The organism is Salinivibrio sp. ML290, assembly GCF_001995695.1.
GTDB lineage: Bacteria > Pseudomonadota > Gammaproteobacteria > Enterobacterales > Vibrionaceae > Salinivibrio > Salinivibrio siamensis.
In genome coordinates this window covers 253949-273434 of the sequence record NZ_MUEY01000002.1, presented here as the reverse complement: position 1 = coordinate 273434, position 19486 = coordinate 253949, and the positions used below count along the sequence as shown (strand labels likewise).

At 51.6% G+C, this 19486-nt stretch carries 16 protein-coding genes; 2 read left to right on the top strand and 14 right to left on the bottom strand.

Annotated features, from left to right (window positions below):
- Positions 1 to 19: 19 nt before the first annotated feature.
- Positions 20 to 2236 carry a GTP diphosphokinase gene (gene relA, locus BZG23_RS03430; protein ID WP_046074093.1) on the bottom strand — a complete coding sequence of 739 codons (2217 nt, stop codon included), beginning with the start codon at positions 2234 to 2236 and terminating at the stop codon, positions 20 to 22.
- Between the two features lie 76 nt (positions 2237 to 2312).
- Positions 2313 to 3644, bottom strand: coding sequence for a 23S rRNA (uracil(1939)-C(5))-methyltransferase RlmD (rlmD, locus tag BZG23_RS03425; protein ID WP_077606144.1), 1332 nt, complete (start codon positions 3642 to 3644; stop codon positions 2313 to 2315).
- Between the two features lie 146 nt (positions 3645 to 3790).
- On the opposite strand from rlmD, the gene barA reads away from it, so the two are divergent.
- On the top strand, positions 3791 to 6547 hold the full coding sequence (barA, locus tag BZG23_RS03420) for a two-component sensor histidine kinase BarA (RefSeq protein ID WP_077606143.1): 2757 nt from the start codon (positions 3791 to 3793) through the stop codon (positions 6545 to 6547).
- Positions 6548 to 6594: 47 nt separating this feature from the next.
- Here barA and acpS read toward each other — a convergent pair whose 3' ends face one another.
- The 11 genes from acpS to rpoE all read right to left on the bottom strand — a co-directional run bounded on the left by acpS (position 6595) and on the right by rpoE (position 15544).
- Positions 6595 to 6975 (bottom strand): holo-ACP synthase, encoded by a 381-nt coding sequence (gene acpS, locus BZG23_RS03415; protein ID WP_046074090.1) that lies wholly within the window; start codon positions 6973 to 6975, stop codon positions 6595 to 6597.
- On the bottom strand, positions 6976 to 7707 hold the full coding sequence (pdxJ, locus tag BZG23_RS03410; RefSeq protein ID WP_046074089.1) for a pyridoxine 5'-phosphate synthase: 732 nt from the start codon (positions 7705 to 7707) through the stop codon (positions 6976 to 6978).
- Positions 7708 to 7709: 2 nt separating this feature from the next.
- Positions 7710 to 8405 carry a DNA repair protein RecO gene (gene recO, locus BZG23_RS03405; RefSeq protein WP_046074088.1) on the bottom strand — a complete coding sequence of 232 codons (696 nt, stop codon included), beginning with the start codon at positions 8403 to 8405 and terminating at the stop codon, positions 7710 to 7712.
- A gap of 43 nt (positions 8406 to 8448) precedes the next feature.
- Positions 8449 to 9354, bottom strand: a complete 906-nt coding sequence (gene era, locus BZG23_RS03400; protein ID WP_046074087.1) for a GTPase Era — start codon at positions 9352 to 9354, stop codon at positions 8449 to 8451.
- The gene (rnc, locus tag BZG23_RS03395) at positions 9354 to 10025 is read right to left on the bottom strand and encodes a ribonuclease III (RefSeq protein ID WP_046074214.1); all 672 of its coding nucleotides are present in this window, start codon (positions 10023 to 10025) and stop codon (positions 9354 to 9356) included. The genes era and rnc overlap by 1 nt, the downstream gene beginning before the upstream one ends.
- A gap of 12 nt (positions 10026 to 10037) precedes the next feature.
- Positions 10038 to 10934 (bottom strand): signal peptidase I, encoded by an 897-nt coding sequence (gene lepB / locus BZG23_RS03390; RefSeq protein WP_077578940.1) that lies wholly within the window; start codon positions 10932 to 10934, stop codon positions 10038 to 10040.
- 14 nt (positions 10935 to 10948) lie between these two features.
- Positions 10949 to 12745, bottom strand: a complete 1797-nt coding sequence (gene lepA, locus BZG23_RS03385) for a translation elongation factor 4 (RefSeq protein ID WP_046074085.1) — start codon at positions 12743 to 12745, stop codon at positions 10949 to 10951.
- A gap of 78 nt (positions 12746 to 12823) precedes the next feature.
- The gene (locus tag BZG23_RS03380; protein ID WP_077606142.1) at positions 12824 to 13321 is read right to left on the bottom strand and encodes a SoxR reducing system RseC family protein; all 498 of its coding nucleotides are present in this window, start codon (positions 13319 to 13321) and stop codon (positions 12824 to 12826) included.
- On the bottom strand, positions 13318 to 14301 hold the full coding sequence (gene rseB / locus BZG23_RS03375; protein ID WP_046074083.1) for a sigma-E factor regulatory protein RseB: 984 nt from the start codon (positions 14299 to 14301) through the stop codon (positions 13318 to 13320). Before rseB ends, BZG23_RS03380 begins: the two co-directional genes overlap by 4 nt.
- Positions 14298 to 14930: an RseA family anti-sigma factor gene (locus BZG23_RS03370; protein WP_046074082.1), complete on the bottom strand. Its 633-nt coding sequence runs from the start codon at positions 14928 to 14930 to the stop codon at positions 14298 to 14300. The genes rseB and BZG23_RS03370 overlap by 4 nt, the downstream gene beginning before the upstream one ends.
- Before the next feature lie 32 nt (positions 14931 to 14962).
- Complete coding sequence (gene rpoE, locus BZG23_RS03365; RefSeq protein WP_046074081.1) at positions 14963 to 15544, bottom strand: RNA polymerase sigma factor RpoE; 582 nt, start codon at positions 15542 to 15544, stop codon at positions 14963 to 14965.
- Positions 15545 to 15876: 332 nt separating this feature from the next.
- Here rpoE and nadB point away from each other — a divergent pair, with 332 nt between their 5' ends.
- Positions 15877 to 17493, top strand: a complete 1617-nt coding sequence (gene nadB / locus BZG23_RS03360; RefSeq protein WP_077606141.1) for an L-aspartate oxidase — start codon at positions 15877 to 15879, stop codon at positions 17491 to 17493.
- A gap of 81 nt (positions 17494 to 17574) precedes the next feature.
- Here nadB and BZG23_RS03355 read toward each other — a convergent pair whose 3' ends face one another.
- Positions 17575 to 19407, bottom strand: coding sequence for a methyl-accepting chemotaxis protein (locus BZG23_RS03355; protein ID WP_077606140.1), 1833 nt, complete (start codon positions 19405 to 19407; stop codon positions 17575 to 17577).
- Positions 19408 to 19486 lie beyond the last annotated feature (79 nt).

Here is a 19486-nt window from a genome sequence, read left to right as displayed (position 1 = left end):
GAGACAGGGCGAAGGATGATTAGCGAAGACGTTTGGCCTCGACCACATCTTTTACTTGTTCAAGCCGGTTAACCACGCGGCTCAGGGTGTCGAGATCGGAGATTTCTAAATCAAAATCCATAATAGACATTTGTTTTTTGTAATCCACGCGACTTTGCATGCCCGCTACGCGTGCTTTTTCATTGCTGAGCACGGTATTGATGTCTTTGACCAACCCGGTACGCTCATTGGCAGATAAGCGGATCCGCACATGATACTGACCAATGTGCCCTTTACCCCAAACCGTGGCAATAATGCGCTCGGGCGCGTGATGACTCAGTTCGTTGAGTTGCTCACAATCAGCGCGGTGCACAGAGATACCCCGCCCTTGGGTGACAAAACCTTTGATCTCATCACCGGGTAATGGCTGACAACAACGCGCAAGGTGAGTCATTAAGTTATCAACCCCCTCCACAACCACTGCATCACGGTGCGCCTTGCCCGTATTCGGCTTTTGCTCACTTTGTTGCAGCTTCTCTAAAAGCTGTTGCTCTTCTTCTTCAAGACTTGGCTTGTTAATCAGGCCATTGATATGGTTAACCACCTGATTAATACGCAAATCACCGCTACCAACTCCCGCGTAGAGCTCATCCAGTGTATTCACATTAAAGCGTTTGAGCGCGAGTTGAGCGTCTTTGCTGGTACCACCGATTTTTTGCAGCTCAGTATCCAAAATCTCTTTACCCGCGGCAATGTTCTTATCTTTATCCTGTTTGCGGAACCAAGCATTGATTTTGGCGCGTGCCCGGCTCGAATTCACAAAGCCATGGCTGGGATTTAGCCAATCTCGCGAGGGGTTGGGCTCTTTTTGGGTAATGATTTCTACCTGGTCGCCCATTTGAAGGTGATAAGTGAACGGGACAATACGCCCTTCCACTTTCGCTCCGATACACCGATGCCCTACCTCGGAGTGAATATGGTAAGCAAAATCCAACGGCGTGGCGCCGCTGGGTAAGTCCACGACATCGCCGCGCGGGGTAAAGGCATAAACCCGGTCGTCAAACACTTGGCTGCGCAGCTCATCGAGCATTTCACCCGAGTCTGACATTTCTTCTTGCCATGCCAACAGTTTACGCAGCCAGGTAATTTTCTCGTCGTACCCACTGCGCCCACTGGCCGCCCCTTCTTTATACTTCCAGTGTGCAGCGACCCCAAGCTCTGCATCATCGTGCATTTGTTTGGTTCGGATTTGAATTTCTACCGGTTTACCTTCCGGCCCCAGCACCACAGTATGAATGGATTGATAACCATTGGGTTTCGGGTTGGCGACGTAATCATCAAACTCTTTGGGCAGATGGCGGAATTTGGTGTGCACGGCCCCTAACGCGGCGTAACAATCTTGTAGCTCTTCAGCGATGATGCGTACCGCACGCACGTCAAACAACTCGTCAAACTGCAGGTTCTTTTTCTGCATTTTACGCCAGATGCTGTAAATGTGTTTGGGGCGACCATAGACTTGCGCATTGATGTTGGACGCTTCCATCGCCTGCTGCAGATCGTCGACAAAATCAGTGATGTAGTTTTCGCGATCAATCCGTCTTTCCGCGAGTTGCTTGGCGATTTGTTTGTAGGTTTGCGCATGCTGGTAACGGAACGCGTAGTCTTCCAACTCCCACTTTAACTGACCAATGCCTAACCGGTTAGCCAAGGGGGCATAAATGTTGGCGCTCTCTTTTGCCGCTTGTTGGCGGACAGATTCCTCCGCCTCTTTCACTTCGCGTAAATGACAGATGCGCTCCGCCAGCTTGATCACCACGCAGCGAAAGTCTTCCACCATCGATAACAGCATACGACGTACGTTATCAACCTGAGACGAGGTCGCTTCTGTCTCTGTTTGGGTATTTAAGTGGCGAATGGCCGCCGTCTGTTGTACCCCTTCTATCAGTTTGACGATAGAGGTTGAGTAAGCGTCCGCAAGGGTATCGAGGCTGATAAGCTCCGCCTCAACCACGGGGAAAAACAGGGCTGCCAATAAGGTATCAGCATCCATGCTCAAGGTGACGAGGATTTCAATCATCTCCCGGCCACGCCATAGTGGCTGGCTGAGCACGGCTTCATCGTCGCTCAATGTTCGGCAGTATTGATAACCATCTACCAACGCCTGAGTGGTTGAGGGATCTTGCCCTAACCGTTGAACCCAGGTATTGAGATCAAACGCTTCGTCTTCGTGTAGGTGGGCTTCTCGTACCGCAACCATAACCGTTCCTATCCTTATCTCTCGAGTGACAAGAGAGGCGTATCCGTATCGACAGGCCACGAGGGCCAAACTTGTATTATGCCAACCGTTTGGTGACWGGCATGAACAAAGCCATCGACTCCATGTGTCCTGTTTGTGGAAACATATCCAACATACCAAGCGTGACCAGCTGATAGCCATTATCGAGCAATACGCGCGCATCACGTGCTAGCGTGGCAGGGTTACAAGACACATACACAATATGTGAAGCCTTAGATTGTGCCACAAAGTCTATGACACCAGCAGCCCCCGCACGTGCCGGATCGAGTAAGATTTTGGTAAAATCCTGTTGCGCCCATTCACCCATCAGCGCGTCACTGTTCAAGTCAGCTTGGTAAAACTCGGCGTTCTCACAGCCGTTTTTTGCCGCGTTATCCGCTGCTTGGTCCACCATAGCTTGCACACCTTCAATGCCTACCACGTGTTTCACACGCTTAGCCATTGGCACGCTAAAGTTACCCAAGCCACAGAAAAGATCCAACACACGATCGTCTTGCTCAAGGGCAAGCCAGTCAAGTGCTTGCCCTACCATTTCTTGGTTGACCTTCGCATTGACTTGAATAAAGTCGCTGGGCGCAAACGCCAATTGACAACCTGCCACATTATAATAGGGCGCAGGCCCGACAAGACGCTCCGGTGCCATGTCGCCTTGATACAAATACAGTGTGCAGTCTTGCGTCTGTGCCCACGCCATTAACGCGTGGCGATCGTCGTTGTACAAGCCCTTAGTGGTACGCAGTGAGACCACTGATGTGTTGTCAGCGTCAATGACGTCTAAGTGTCCCAATACACGACGGCCACGCAGGCTTTCTAAACAAGGGCGTAAGCTAGACAGGAGGCGGTTGAGTGGTGCGCTTAACACCGGGCACTGATTCACTGTGATGATCGCGCTTCGTTGACGGGCGCGAAATCCCATCGCCAACGCCCCTTTTTTATCCACCTGCAAGCTGATCCGCGCACGACGACGATAATGCCAAGCCGCATCTTCTATCGGCGTTGACAGCGTTATCTCATCACCTGCAAATTTTCGCATCAACTCATTGAGCGTTTGCTGCTTGTGTGCGACCTGTGCTTGGTGATCCAGGTGTTGAAGGCTACAGCCCCCACACTGCTGGTAAAGAGGACAACCAGGCTCAATACGCTGCGCGGCCTGGTTATCCAACTTAATTAATTGACCGCGCGCATATTGACGCTTTTGTTCGGTCAATTGCACCAAGGCTTGTTCGCCGGGCAAGGTTCCCGGGACAAAAACAGGTTTTTTCTGCAAAAAACCCACCCCGTCACCATGATGGTCCAAGCGTTCTATGGTCAGCAGTTGATGCTTTTGCTCAACCTTTTTCTTTTTCTCAGGCTTAAAAAAGCGCGCCATTATCGATTCCAGTGTTAAAAGCTTGTCGCCAAGCCAGTCAAGAGATCCTGCCAGTGGGAGTTGTGATAGTTCGCTGACTATTTTGTGATTGAATCATGTACACTGACGGCTAAATGTCGTGATTATTTTCCCATAGTTTATCTAGCATGACCAAATATGGCCTCCGCACCCGTGTCTCTGTTCTCACCATTGCCCCAACGTTGATTGTCGGCCTATTACTGAGCGCGTTTTTTACCAGCACCCGCTACCAAGATCTTGAACAGCAACTGACGGTCACCGGCTCTGCGATCATCGAGCCACTGGCGATTGCCAGCGAAGTCGGATTGAAAAATGATAGCCGTGAAAACGTACGCCGGCTAATTGGCTTTGCGCACCGCCAGCACTCACAGTTTGTGCGCAGTATTGCCGTGTTCGACCGACGTAACGAGCTATTTGTCACCTCGAACTATCACCGCGATCTTGCCATGCTCTCGGTTAACAGTGGCCAACCTATCCCCACCCAACTGCAGATAAGCCAACAGCAGGATACCTTGATTCTGCGCGCCCCTATTTTGGAGATTGGTCGGTTTACCCCTGGCCTCAATGTTGAGCGACCGCTGGGCTATATTGCCATGGAGCTAGATTTGAGCTCGGTGCGGTTAAAGCAATACCAGGAGATGATCACCGCACTGGTGATGGTTGCTTTGGGCGGAATATTGTCATGCTTCTTTGCCTATCGCTTAATTGCGGATGTCACCCATCCGATTGGCAACATGGTGACCTTAGTCGATAGAATTCGGCGCGGCCATCTTGATGTCAGGATTGAGGGTGAGTTACTCGGTGAGCTCGACACCTTGAAAAACGGTATCAATGCGATGGCTATTTCGTTGTCGGAATACCATTTAGAAATGCAGCAAAGTATTGACCAGGCGACCTGTGATCTGCGCGAAACCCTCGAGCAATTGGAAATTCAGAATGTTGAACTCGATATCGCCAAGAAAAATGCGCAAGAAGCGGCGCGGGTTAAATCTGAGTTCTTGGCCAACATGTCGCACGAGCTACGTACCCCACTTAACGGGGTGATTGGCTTTACGCGTCAAATGCTCAAAACCGAGCTCAGCAGCAGCCAGCGTGACTATTTGCTCACCATTGAAAAGTCGGCTAATAACCTGCTCACCATCATTAATGACATCCTCGACTTCTCTAAGTTAGAAGCAGGCAAACTGCTGTTGGAAAACATCCCGTTTGATGTTCAAGACATGCTCGATGAAGTGATGCGACTGCTTGCACCGATGGCGCACGAGAAAGGACTAGAGCTCACCTTGCGGACCGATGCGCGTATTCCTGCAGGGGCCGTGGGCGATCCACTCCGTATCCAACAAGTGCTGATAAACCTGATTGGGAATGCCGCCAAGTTTACTGAGCGCGGGAATATTGATGTCAGTGTCGATCTCAAGCAGCTTCACGATGAAACCGTTGAGCTACAGCTCATGGTTAAAGATACTGGCATTGGCATTTCCGAACGCCAGCAAGCCCAGCTTTTCCAAGCCTTTAGGCAGGCGGACGCCAGCATTTCGCGTCGCTATGGTGGTACTGGCCTTGGCCTAGTGATCACACAAAAACTGGTCCAACAAATGGGCGGTGACATTGGCTTTACCAGTCGCCTTCACCAAGGCTCAAGTTTCTGGTTTACCCTGCAGCTCACGCAGACCGATTTGCCAGTTTCACAACCGCTCGACATTGAACCCTTGGTGGGTCGCGACATCGTGATCGTTGAGCCGAATGCGCGCACTCGCGAGATTTTGCGTAAGCGGCTGACGCAAGTGGGGCTGAATGTCGACACTGCATCTGGCACCAATGTGCTGACGGACCGTCACTATCACTTTGCCTTGCTCTGTTTCGACGCGGGAAGCATGCCGAGTCTTGATGCCATGCAACAAGCGGTGCAGGTCTGCGAGCAGCAAGCGCAATCAGTGGTGGTGTGTCTGCCAACCACTGAGCTAGAAGCGTCTGAGCATCTATTAAAAGCCGGGGTCAGCGCCTGTATTGCCAAGCCTATCCCTCAACGTAAACTGCTGGAGGCATTAATCGGGTCCCCTGAGGCTACGCCTTTACCCTTGCCTAAGCCAAGTGCATCACAAAAAGCGCCTTATACGGTAATGACCGTCGATGATAATCCAGCCAACTTAAAGCTGATCACTGCCTTGCTGGCCGAACGGGTCGAGAAGGTGATCACCGCAGAAGATGGGGTGAAAGCGGTCGCGCTTGCCCACCAACAAGCGTTTGATATTATTTTGATGGACATCCAAATGCCAGAGATGGACGGTGTCACCGCTAGCCAAGAAATTCGCAAAGCGGGATTCAATCAGCAAACACCGATTATTGCGGTGACCGCCCACGCGATGCCCGGTGAACGTGAGCGTCTCCTTGAAGCGGGGATGGACGATTACCTGACCAAGCCAATTGAAGAAGCCATGTTAGAGAGTACCCTCGCACGCTGGCTGCATCTTGATGAAGCGGCCTCTCAAGCGCAAAGCGTCCCATCGCCAAGCCCGTCAGCCAACCAAGATCAAAGTGTGCGACACCTAGATTGGCAGCGCGCGCTCAATCAAGCGGCAGGCAAAACGGATCTGGCGAAAGAGATGCTAACCATGTTATTGGCCTCGTTTGACTCGGTGAAAGAGGCCGTTGAGCAAGCATTGGCCGGAGAGTTAGAGAGTGATCAGTTATGGCACGCTATTCACAAGCTCCATGGGAGTTGCGCGTATAGCGGTGTCCCGCAGCTAAAAAGCTTGTGTCATGAGCTCGAAACCCAACTAAAAGCAGGCGCGGATATGGCTACTATCGAGCCAGAGCTGTTAGAGCTGCAAGATGAAATTGCGCACATTGAACAATTGGCACCACAATACTTGGGTACCTCATAAAACATCGAACGCCACACCGTGTGAGGTGCAGCCATACAGCAGTAAGCTTATGCGGTTTCTAGCACCACATACGCGATGGCATACGCTTTTTCATCAGAGAGGGTGAGCCAACACTGTGTAATGCCACGCACCTGCGCCAGTTCCGCGGCTCGGCCCGACAAGCGCAAGGTAGGTTGGCCCGAGGCCTGGTTGGTGATAATAAAGTCGTGGAACGTTACCCCGTTGGCAATGCCGGTTCCAAGCGCCTTGGCGGCGGCTTCTTTGGCGGCAAAGCGCTTGGCGAGGAAACGTCCAGGCGCGTGATGGCGCGCCAGATTGGCTTGCTCAGGCTCGGTTAAGATCCTGGCAGCAAAGCGTGGTTGGCGCGCGAGGGCTTTTTCAACACGCGCAATCTCAACAATGTCAGTACCAATTCCAGCAATGGCCATTTAGCGACGCGCCGCTTCCATGATCGCTTTCATATCCGCGACGGCTTTTTGCAAACCATCAAACATGGCACGGCCAATGATCGCGTGACCAATATTCAGCTCATGCATTTCTGGCATCGCCGCTATCGGCGTGACGTTATGATAGGTTAAGCCGTGGCCCGCATTCACTTTGATCCCCAAATCGACCGCATAACTGGCCGCCGCTGAGATTTTCTTCAACTCGGCTTGGCGATCATTGTCATTGGCGGCATCGGCGTAATGCCCGGTGTGCAGCTCAATAAACGGTGCGCCACATTGGTGAGCGGCTTCTATCTGGGTGCGGTCGGCATCGATAAATAAGGAAACCTTAATCCCCGCTTCGCTCAACGCTTGCGTGGCGGCTTTGACTTTATCCAGCTGGCCCGCGACATCGAGGCCCCCTTCGGTCGTCAGCTCTTCACGCTTTTCTGGCACCAAACATACAAACTCAGGCTGCGTCTCCAAGGCTATCTCGACCATTTCATCGGTGACCGCCATTTCCAAATTCATCCGGGTTTGCAAGGTTTCTTTAAGCAAGCGAACATCACGATCAGTAATGTGGCGGCGATCTTCACGCAAATGAACCGTGATCCCAGCCGCGCCTGCACGCTCTGCCAACTCAGCGGCATGAACAGGATCCGGATACGCGGTGCCACGCGCATTGCGCACTGTCGCGATGTGATCGATGTTCACACCCAAGTAGATTTTATCCATGATTATTTCCTTCTAAACAATTCTCTGCTTTTGAGCGGCTTGGGGCCAAGATATGGCTTGAGCGCCATACGCGTAAAACGCTTTGCGGCACGTAACTGAGCGACCGTCTCAAAGTGACGCGTCGCCAACGCACGCAGATCGGCCCCCGTAAATTGTCGGTGTTGGCTTTTCATGATCGATGCCACAAAGCCTTGCTGCTCGCGATACAAGTACGTCATGTTATCGTTAATCGGGTCACCGCTGCCAGCACAATGAAGAAAATCAACCCCATAGCCCAAGGCTTCTAATAACGCGAGTTCAAAACAACGCAGGGCTGGCTCAGGATTATTGTAGCGAGCCAGCTGGGTCAATGCGGTCACATAGTCATGAAATAACGCCGGGTAAGGCGTGTGAGGCTCCAGCACACGCATCACCAGCTCATTGAGGTAAAAACCGGAATACAGGGCATTGCCTGATAGCGGCAGGGCGAGGCCTGTGGCTTCGGCACTGCGTAAAGTGCGCAGTTCACCACGTCCCCCCCATTTGAGCAGCAAAGGGGTAAAAGGCTGCAAGGCACCTCTTATCGCCGAGCGTGGCCGACGCGCCCCTTTGGCAAGCAGAGTCACGCGCCCCTCGTGCTCAGAAAAGATATCCAAAAGCAGACTGGATTCACTGTAAGGGCGCGTATGCAATACAAAGCCGCGTTGAAACCCGTCCACTCACTCTCTCCTCCTGGCATGGGTACCTGAATCAGTGGGTCACTTAGAGATCGTCGATATAACCGAGGCTGCGTAGCGCGCGCTCATCGTCGGCCCAACCTGACTTCACTTTTACCCAAAGCTCAAGGTAAACCTTGCGCTCATACAGCTCTTCCATGTCTAGACGCGCTTCACGGCCAATGCGCTTGATCTTTTCGCCGCCTTTACCAATGACCATTTTCTTTTGACCATTGCGCTCAACCAAGATCAAACCATTGATATGAAACCCGTCCGTTTCTGGGTTGTAGTCAAAGCGCTCGATTTCGACGGTGACCGAGTAAGGCAGCTCCTCACCGGTAAAGCGCATCAGTTTTTCGCGGATAATTTCAGAGGCCATAAAGCGCTGAGAGCGGTCTGTGACGTATTCTTCAGGGAAGTAAAACTCACTTTCCGGTAACGCGTCGCGTACCTTCTGTTCAACCACATCGATATTGGTGCCGTGTTTCGCGGACACCGGGATCACGTCAACAAACTCCATCTTTTCCGACAAGGTTTGAAGGTGTGGAAAGAGCTCGGTTTTCTCTTTCACATTATCGACTTTATTGACCAACAAGACCGTTGGCAAACCAGAGCGCGCTAACTTGTTGAGCACCATCTCGTCGTCTTTGGTCCAATGGGTGCCATCGACCAAAAATAACACCAGTTCGACATCGGTTAATGAGCTGTTCGCCGCACGGTTCATCAAGCGGTTGATCGCGCGCTTTTCTTCGATGTGCAGCCCTGGGGTGTCAACGTATACCGCTTGATAGTTATCACGGGTATCCACCCCCATGATGCGGTGACGTGTGGTCTGCGGTTTCCGCGAAGTGATCGACAGCTTTTGCCCCACTAAGCGGTTCAGTAGTGTTGATTTGCCGACGTTCGGACGGCCTACAATGGCAATAAAGCCACAGCGCTGTGTATCAGTCATTATGTTAACTTCTGTAATGCGAGTTCTGCAGCCGCTTGCTCTGCCTTGCGACGGCTGCTGCCTTTTCCAATCACAGAACTCTCCAGTCCTGATACTTGGCACTCTACCGTAAATTCTTGGTTGTGTGCCTCACCACGCACTTTCATCACCGTGTAAGACGGCAAGGGTTTGCGTTTACCCTGTAGGTGTTCTTGCAGTCGGGTTTTCGGATCTTTTTGACTCGCGCCAGGCTCAATGGTCTCGAGGCGGTGTTGATACCACTGCAGGATAATCTCCTGCACTCGGTTGATATCACTGTCCAAAAAAATCGCGCCAATCAAGGCTTCGACGGCGTCAGCGAGAATCGAGTCACGACGAAACCCGCCACTTTTAAGTTCTCCTGGGCCAAGGCGCATCACTTCGCCCAGAGAAAACTCACGTCCGATCTCCGCCAAGGTGTTACCACGCACCAAGGTAGCGCGCATTCGGCTCATGTCGCCTTCGTCCACTTTCGGAAAACGGTGGTAAAGATCCTCGGCAATCACAAAGCTCAAAATCGAGTCGCCTAAAAATTCGAGACGCTCGTTATGGGTGCCATTGGCACTGCGGTGCGTTAACGCCAATTCGAGTAATGCAGCGTTGCTAAATTGGTAGCCGATATCACGCTGCAACTTATCTGTTAGTTTTGTCATCATAGTCCAGAATTAATCAATTCCACCAATACGGTTAAAGCGAATGCCTGTCGGTACCCACGATGGTAGCCAGCTATCACTGGGGCGCTCAAATTCAAAGCTAACCCAAATAGCAACCGCTTTGCCCACGAGATTGCGTTCAGGGACGAAGCCCCAGAAGCGGCTATCCGCGCTGTTATCACGGTTGTCACCCATCATAAAATAGTGCCCGTCTGGCACGACCCAGCGGTTGACGCCCGGACGTGGCTGATACGCGCTCACCCGATCTTGCTTTTTAGGGTGCACCAAAATCTGATGCGACTGCTCCCCTAACTGCTCCTGCGCTTGCACAAGGTTGATGCCCGCTTGAATAAACTGGCTCGGCTGAATATCGTCAATCGGCACCGGCTGACACTGAGATTCGCCCTTGGGCTGAATACATAGGCGCTTATCTTCATACACAACCGTATCGCCCGGCAGCCCGACCGTGCGCTTAATGTAATCGATATTGGGTTGAGGCGGGTATTTAAATACCACGATATCACCGCGCTCTGGTTTACCTGTCTCGACAATTTCAGTGTGGAAGGCAGGATCACGTAAGCCATAGGCAAACTTTTCCACCAAGATAAAATCCCCGACCAATAAGGTAGGCATCATCGATCCGGATGGAATTTGAAACGGCTCATAAATAAATGAGCGCAGCACCAGTACCACCGCGATCACTGGAAAAATAGACGCCATGTTTTCAACCCAACTCGGTTGAGGCGCCACTTTAGCAACTTGTTCGGCATCCAGTTCACGCGCTGACACCTTGAGGGTTTCCCCTGCCGCTTGGCGGCGGCGCGGTGCCCAACGGTATTTATCTAACGCCCAAACAATGCCGGTGACCAAGGTCACCAGCACTAAAATCAAAGAAAACGTATTGGCCATAATGGAATCCGTCGTTATTTATCTTTGCCCACGTGCAAAATGGCCAAAAAGGCTTCTTGCGGCAGCTCGACATTACCGACCTGCTTCATTCGCTTTTTACCTTCTTTTTGCTTTTGCAGAAGCTTTTTCTTACGGCTCACGTCACCGCCGTAACATTTCGCGGTCACGTTTTTACGTAGCTGTTTCACCGTCGAGCGCGCAATAATGTGATTACCAATCGAAGCTTGGATGGCAATATCAAACTGCTGACGAGGAATAAACTCTTTCATTTTTTCCACCAGCTCGCGACCACGCGGCTGTGCGTGCGCACGGTGAGTGATAATCGCCAGCGCATCGACGCGTTCACCGTTTAGGAGGATATCCACCCGCACCATGTCAGATACTTCATAGCGCTCGAAGTTATAATCTAACGACGCGTAACCACGTGAGGTCGATTTAATCCGGTCAAAGAAATCGAGAACCACTTCGGCCATCGGAATGTCATAGGTCAGTGCCACTTGGTTGCCGTGATAGACCATATCGACTTGCACACCACGCTTTTCCACACACAGTGAAATGACGTTACCGACAAACTCACTCGGCACCAAAATATTACACCGCGAGATCGGTTCACCAATGGTTTCTATGTCATTGATAGGTGGCAGTTTGGATGGGCTGTCGACGTAAATGACCTCGCCATCATTTTGGGTCACCTCGTACACCACGGTCGGTGCAGTGGTGATCAGATCGAGGTTATACTCGCGCTCCAACCGCTCTTGGATGATTTCCATGTGCAGCATGCCAAGGAAACCACAACGGAAACCAAAGCCCAGTGCCGCAGAGCTTTCCGGCTCAAAGAACAAGGAAGCATCGTTAAGGCTCAGCTTATCCAAGGCATCACGAAAACTTTCGTAATCATCCGATGAGATGGGGAACAGACCCGCATAAACCTGCGGCTTCACTTGTTGGAAACCTTCAATGCGCTTTTCACAGCCGTTTTTAGCATGAGTGATGGTATCGCCCACTGGCGCACCGAGGATATCTTTGATCCCACAGATCACCCAGCCAACCTCACCGGTTTGCAGACCATTGAGCTCTTTACGCTTAGGCGTGAAAATACCAATGCTGTCCACGTTCCATTCTTGACCCGTGCTCATGATTTTCACTTTGTCGCCTTTTTTCAACGACCCTTCACGGATGCGTACCAAAGAGACCACGCCGAGGTATTTATCAAACCAGGAGTCAATAATCAGCGCTTGCGTTGGCGCGTCAGGATCGCCTTCAGGTGGCGGGATCTGGCGTACAATGTCTTCAAGGACATCATCAACACCCATGCCGGTTTTCGCCGAACAGCGAGTGGCGTCAATGGCCTCAATACCGACGATGTCCTCAATTTCTTGCGCGACGCGATCAGGATCAGCGGCCGGCAAGTCAATCTTATTCAGAACAGGAACCACTTCCAGGTCCATATCAATGGCGGTGTAGCAGTTGGCGAGCGTCTGTGCTTCAACCCCTTGTCCTGCATCGACCACCAGCAAAGCACCTTCACACGCCTTGAGCGAGCGTGACACCTCATAAGAGAAGTCAACGTGTCCTGGCGTATCGATGAAGTTGAGCTGATACACTTCGCCGTCTTTGGCTTTGTAGTTCAGTGTCACACTTTGTGCTTTGATGGTGATACCGCGTTCACGTTCCAGATCCATTGAATCAAGAACTTGATCTGCCATTTCCCGGTCAGTTAGGCCGCCACATACTTGAATCAGTCGGTCAGAAAGTGTCGACTTACCGTGGTCAATATGGGCGATGATCGAAAAGTTACGAATATGCTTCATGTGTTGGTGTGACTTACTCGTTATCAATAAGAATGGGATCCTAAGATCAAGTGAGCGGGATTCTACCGAAAATAGTGGCTAGTCGCTATCCTGCTGTGTGGTATTTATTACCGCCAAGTCAGAGACGGGCTCCCCCATCACGCGTAACAGTTGAGGCTGTTGCTGCTCTTGGGTACCGATACGCGGTGCAAGATGACGCGCTAGGCCCACGCCAACCGCTCCCAGCCCTAGGCTTAGCGCGATAACGCCACCCTCCCCGCTGCCGGCGAGCGTGGCGAACAAAAATTGCCCGAGCAGTGCCCCCGTTAGCATCATGACTAAAGGCACCATGTAGACCAATAACGCGGAGCGTAATAAGGTCGCCTCACCTAAGCCAATTTCAACTAAGGTGCCGGCCGGCAGGGGTTTTGGGGCACGTACTTTAAGGTGTTTCACCTTACCAGGAAGGGCTTTGGACACAATACCAGTGCCACATTGACTTTGTGACTGGCAGCTACCGCAACTGGTTTGCTGCTGGCAGGCCAATGACAACCAACCATCTTGGTAACCGGTAACTTCTGCCAATGCTTTGATCATGGTTCAACCTTCTGTTCTGACTTGCTAGCAGGCATATCAGTAATACGGACAGACTCCGCCACCCGTTTAGCTGTCTCAGGAGGAATATCGCCGACCACCGTGATTTCTGCATTGCCACTGGTCACGCTATGCAGTGTGCGCCGACCTTGGCGAACAATTTGCTTACGCACCGAGACATCATCGGCTTTGGCAAGATACACAGAAAAGCTGAACAAACCATCACTAAACATCTGACTCTCGACCGCACGTTTAGTCATCATCAAACGGTGACGATTGCTGTATACAGGTTCAAACCCCTCAGGTAACGCGGTGACCTGCCAATCTAAGTCGGAGCGCTGCGTGGTTTGTGGCAAGGTCAGTACCGGTGGCAATGCCAGCTCAGCCAGCTTTTGCATTGAGGTACTGATTTGTGAGGAGACGACCAACGACAACGCACGATATTGCTCAAGCGGATCGCCATCACGGTCGAGCAAATCCGCCCTGACAGGCAGTTTGCTGTTCTCATCTAACCATAATACATACGAATAACGCTCTCCGTCTTTCGGGGTAATCCGAACCACTTGGCAATCCATCCCCGCTTCACGCGCGTGCCCCATAGAGACAAAATCATAATGGTTAGCCAGCACATCGATATCGGCTTGGATAAGCGTTGGCAAAGGCGCAACCATATGATCACTGGCAATGGTGAAAGGGTCGTAGCCTGGTTCAAAATAGCTGATTTCACCGCCTCGACGGATGACTTCTCGCGGCGGGCCACTTAAATACATGAGGTGGCCGTAGGCATCATCCCCAACTTGGGCATGACGAAAGCGAAGGGGTTCGAGACTATTTTTACCTACCAAGATGTAGGACACTTCATAATCTAGGGTGTCGCTTGCGGTATCCATTTGATGTAACAAAGCCTCGGCAGAAGGTTCGGCCGAGGCTTGCGCAGACATCAAACTGACCAGCGCAAGCGCACCGATCAGAATTTTTTTCATTGATTATTACTGCTTGTCGACGGTGCCATTGTCTGATGGTTAGACAGCCTATCCTTATTCAAGCGCAGCTGCAATTCATAGTCTTTGAGCATGGCATTGACGCGGCGACGCTGCTCCATCAACTCGGCCTCAGAAGGTGTGGCACGTAGATCGTCACGGCTTAAGCTGACCGGCTCCGCAGCCCCTGCAAAAGGAATCGTTTCTAGTACTGGCGGTTGGGTTTGCGTGCTGGCCACCGGCGAACTCGCATCAGACTGATTATATTGCTGCACACCCACGATCACGGCCAACGAGACACACGCGGCAACGCTTACCTGTGTCAGCTGCTGCAGCCACCCTGGTAAGTGACGACGCGCCTTTTCAGGACGCGGCTGTGCTTCGTGCATGGGGAGCACGTTATTATCAAGGTGATCGCCTTGATAAGCAGGTTCTGCTTCCAGCGCGGACGCTACAGAATCGGCAATGTTCCATTGCAACGAGCTGGGTGCCTCACCACGCATCACATCGCGAATGGTGCTAAAACTCCCCCAAGCCTGTTGCGCGTTATCATCTCGCTCAATCTCGTGGATGACTGCCGTATCCACCAGTTCGCCATCTAACAACGCTGAAATTTTTTCTCTATCCGTCATTCAAGTCACCGTCATGCAGCCAGTAAAACTCGTTACCGTTTCATCAGTGGCCGGATGCGTTTTTCAACCGCTTCACGCGCTCGGAAAATACGCGACCGCACCGTACCGACTGGACAATCCATTACCTGTGCAATTTCCTCATAGCTGAGCCCATCGAGCTCCCGTAAGGTAATTGCGGTTCTTAAGTCGTCAGGCAGTGTTTCTATGGTCGAAAATACCACCTGTCTCAATTCATCTGACAACATCAAGTTTTCAGGGTTCGATATTTCTTTTAAAGAACCCCCACTTTCGTAATTTTCTGCTTCGTCGGCATCAATATCACTGCCTGGCGGACGTCGTCCTTGTGCCACCAAATGGTTTTTCGCGGTGTTCACAGCAATGCGATACAGCCAAGTATAAAACGCACTCTCGCCACGAAACCCCGGCAATGCGCGATACGCTTTGATAAACGCCTCTTGCGCAATATCTGGAATATCACCACTGTGTGTACCGACATAGCGGGCGATAAGGTTACATACCTTATTCTGATATTTGACGACTAACAGATTGAAAGCTTGCTTGTCACCATTCTGTACACGTTCTATTAGAACCTGGTCGGTTAGCTGCTCGCCCATTCGAGCGTTTACTCCTTGGTTGATCTTTCCGCCCGATTATCGAAATTCTAGGCCCGACGTTGTCAGAGCGCGGTTAAACCCGCTTGCGAGCTTTCGCACACGATTCGATAACCCAGCCGGCGAAAAGTTCCTCACCATGTTGGTTTTATTATGCGTTGAATCACATTACTGTGACGGAATGGTCAAAGAATGTCTCTTTGACTGAGGGCATTGTCGCCCGAACCATACCATGGTTGCAAACTTTCACCCAAGCGAGACGGGATTTGATCTTACCGCGCGCAGCCACGTCAAATTGGTGTAACATTGGGGGCGCAGAAAGAGGATTAGGGATCATGACGACCACAACTCAGGAACATCAATGTGACGTGCTAGTCATCGGCAGTGGTGCCGCAGGCTTGTCACTGGCGCTCCGCTTAGCGCCGACCCACAAGGTGATTGTATTAAGTAAAGGCCCGCTCAGCGAAGGGGCAACGCTTTACGCACAGGGCGGTATTGCCGCGGTGTTTGACGAACAAGATTCGGTAGAATCTCATGTCGAGGATACCCAAATCGCAGGCGCAGGTATCTGCGATACCCAGGTCGTGGACTTTATTGCCCGCAATGCTAAAGATTGTGTGCAGTGGTTAATTGATGGCGGTGTCCCGTTCGATCAAGAAGATAGCGACGACGACACCCCTCGGTATCATTTAACCCGTGAAGGCGGCCATAGCCACCGCCGTATCTTGCATACCGCCGATGCGACCGGAATGGCCGTGCAAAACTCGCTTCAAGATAATGTGCGCCAACACCCTAATATCACCCTGCTTGAACGACACAATGCGCTGGATATTATCACCCGTAAAAAAGTCGGATTAGGTGGTCCAAACCACGTCCTCGGCGCCTACATCTGGAACCGAAACCAAGAAGTGGTTGAGACCGTGCGCACCAACTATGTGGTACTCGCCACCGGAGGGGCCTCGAAAGTTTATCAATACACCTCCAATCCCGATGTGTCATCCGGTGATGGCATCGCCATGGCATGGCGCGCAGGTTGTCGTGTCGCCAACCTAGAATTTAATCAGTTTCATCCAACGTGTCTGTACCATCCAGACGCGCGCAACTTTTTGCTCACTGAAGCACTGCGCGGTGAAGGCGCTCACCTTAAACGCCCAGATGGCTCGCGCTTTATGGCGGAATTCGATTCACGCGGCGAGCTTGCCCCGCGTGATGTGGTTGCCCGAGCGATTGACTACGAAATGAAGCGCCTTGGCGCCGACTGTATGTATCTCGACATCAGCCACAAAGACCCTGAATTTGTGATCAAACACTTTCCCACCATCTACGAAAAGCTCAAGCAATACGGCATCGATCTGACTAAAGAGCCGATCCCTATTGTCCCAGCCGCCCATTATACGTGCGGTGGCGTGATGGTGGATAAAAACGGCACCACAGACTTACCCGGCTTATACGCCATTGGGGAAGTGAGCTACACCGGCTTGCATGGCGCGAACCGTATGGCATCTAACTCGCTACTCGAATGTGTGGTTTATGCATGGTCAGCCGCTGAGCATATTAAAGCGCACTCAGACCATATCGAGCCGCATACTGCGCTCCCCCCTTGGGATGAGAGCCAAGTAATTTGTTCCGACGAAGAAGTAGTGATCCAGCATAACTGGCATGAGTTACGCCTGTTTATGTGGGATTACATGGGCATTGTCCGCTCAACCAAACGGTTGGAGCGTGCGCTACGCCGTATCGAACTGCTCAAGCAAGAAACACATGAGTACTATGCTAATTTCCGGGTCTCAAACAATCTGCTGGAGTTGCGTAACCTTTTACAGGTGGCAGAGCTCATGGTTCGTTGTGCCATGCAACGTAAAGAAAGCCGAGGCCTTCACTACACCATTGATTACCCTGAGCCTAACGAGCAATCCGGCCCTACCATATTAACGCCGGATCAGCCCTGTTAGCGGGTTTTGATTGCTCCCTCAGCCCTGAAATGAAGAAGGCCAGCCTCACGAGGCAGGCCTTTTTACTGGATATCATCGCGGTTATTCGCTTTTAAACTCGCTCACCGCACGCTCAAGGTGTGCGGCTTCTTCGGCCACCTTGTGTGCCGCTTCGCGGTTCTGGTTGGCGCGTTCAGTACTGTTTTGCGCAATATCTTGAATATTGTGCACGTTTTGATTGACTTCTTTTGCCACCGAACTTTGCTGCTCGATCGCCGTAGCAATGTGGGTGCTCATATCCATGATGTTTTGCATATCTTCCATGATCTGCGAGAGCTCTTGCGAGGCCGCTTCCACCTTACCCACGGATGTTTCCCCGTCTTCTCGGCTTTGCTCCATACGCTCAGAAACCGACTGAGTTTGCGCTTGCAACGACGTAATAATGCCAGATATTTCATCGGTTGATTCACGCGTACGGGTCGCCAACTGGCGCACCTCATCAGCCACGACCGCAAAGCCACGTCCTTGCTCACCAGCGCGCGCCGCTTCAATCGCCGCGTTCAGTGCCAATAAGTTGGTTTGCTCGGAAATATCTTTAATCACATCTAATACTGAGCCGATGGTTTCAGACAGCTTACTCAGTTCAAGCACCTCGTTGCTGGTATTACTGAGGGTTTCTGCCAGTGTCATGATCATCGCTTTAGTGTCATCCACCACTTTTTGCCCGTTCTCCGCACGGCTTAAGCTGGTGCGCGCATTCTCCGCGGCCTGATCGGTATTACCCGCAATATCGCGAATGGTGCTTTCCATCTCATTCATCGCAGTCGCGGCATGAGTGGTTTCATCTAACTGGGTAGCCATGGCGGCCCCAGTGGCTTCAGTACGGGATTCAACTTGCTCTGCACTTTGATTAAGCGCTTGTATGGCGCGACTCACATCCAAAACCATGGTTTGGATACTGCCGAGCATCTGGTTAACGTCTTTCGCCATGAAGGCAATCTCATCACGACCGTTTTCGTCAGCTCTCAAGGTCAGATCCCGCTGCTGCGTGATGGCGGCCATTTGCTCACTAAATCGGTAAATACGCTGTTGAATGCCACGGTTCATCCACAACGAAATCGCTGTCATCACCAGTGCCAGTATCACCACCACCGATCCGGTCATCATCACGGTCTGTCTTAAGGCTTGCGAAATGGCCTGCTCATACTCTTTACTGAGCACATCGAACATTTCCTCAACTTGGTGGGTTTTCCCCCGGATTTGCCCCAGTAGGCCTTTGTCTGCCGCTAGCCCTAATGTCTTTTTCTGCGCGACAATCTTGTCCACTTGCGCCTGATGCGCTTGAAATAAAGCGAGCAGGTCACCGCGAAGGTAATCTTCAAGCTCTTGCATTTGGCTTTGATATTCGTCGATGTAGTCAAGGTTACTGCTTTGCACAAACAGTTTGGCATCTGCGGCTAATAAGCGGGCGCTACTCTCAAGCACAATGTCATTTTTGGTCGCTGCCACCATTTTCTTGCTCGCGTTTTGCATCTGTCCTCGGATCCCCTGCTCAGGGGTTAACCCCAATGTTTGGTAACCCTTACCCAGATCGCGAAAGCCGTTGGCATACGCTGTCATTGCTCGCTGCACTTTATCAATGGTCGCAGTCTCTAGCCCCAACGAAGCGCTGCGGGCGCGAAAATCACTCAGCAGCTGATTGAACGCGTCGACATTGTTATCAAAACGGGAGAGATATTTGGGGTCCATGCGCGCGAGAAAGTCTTTCTCATTGCGGCGTAGATTGAGCAAGATCACCTCAAGATCAGAGACCGTGGTTAGCTGACTGTGCATTTTTTGTAGCCGCGTTTCCGCTTTCCATGCAACGGCGGCAACCGCAAGTAGCGCCAACACCGACATCAAGGTGAGTGACAAGAGTTTTTGTTTAATATTCATAGCGACCCTACAGCGTTATCTGAGCAGAATGGATTGAACCCGTGTTCCTTGAATATCGGAGATAACGTGAAAAAGTAAA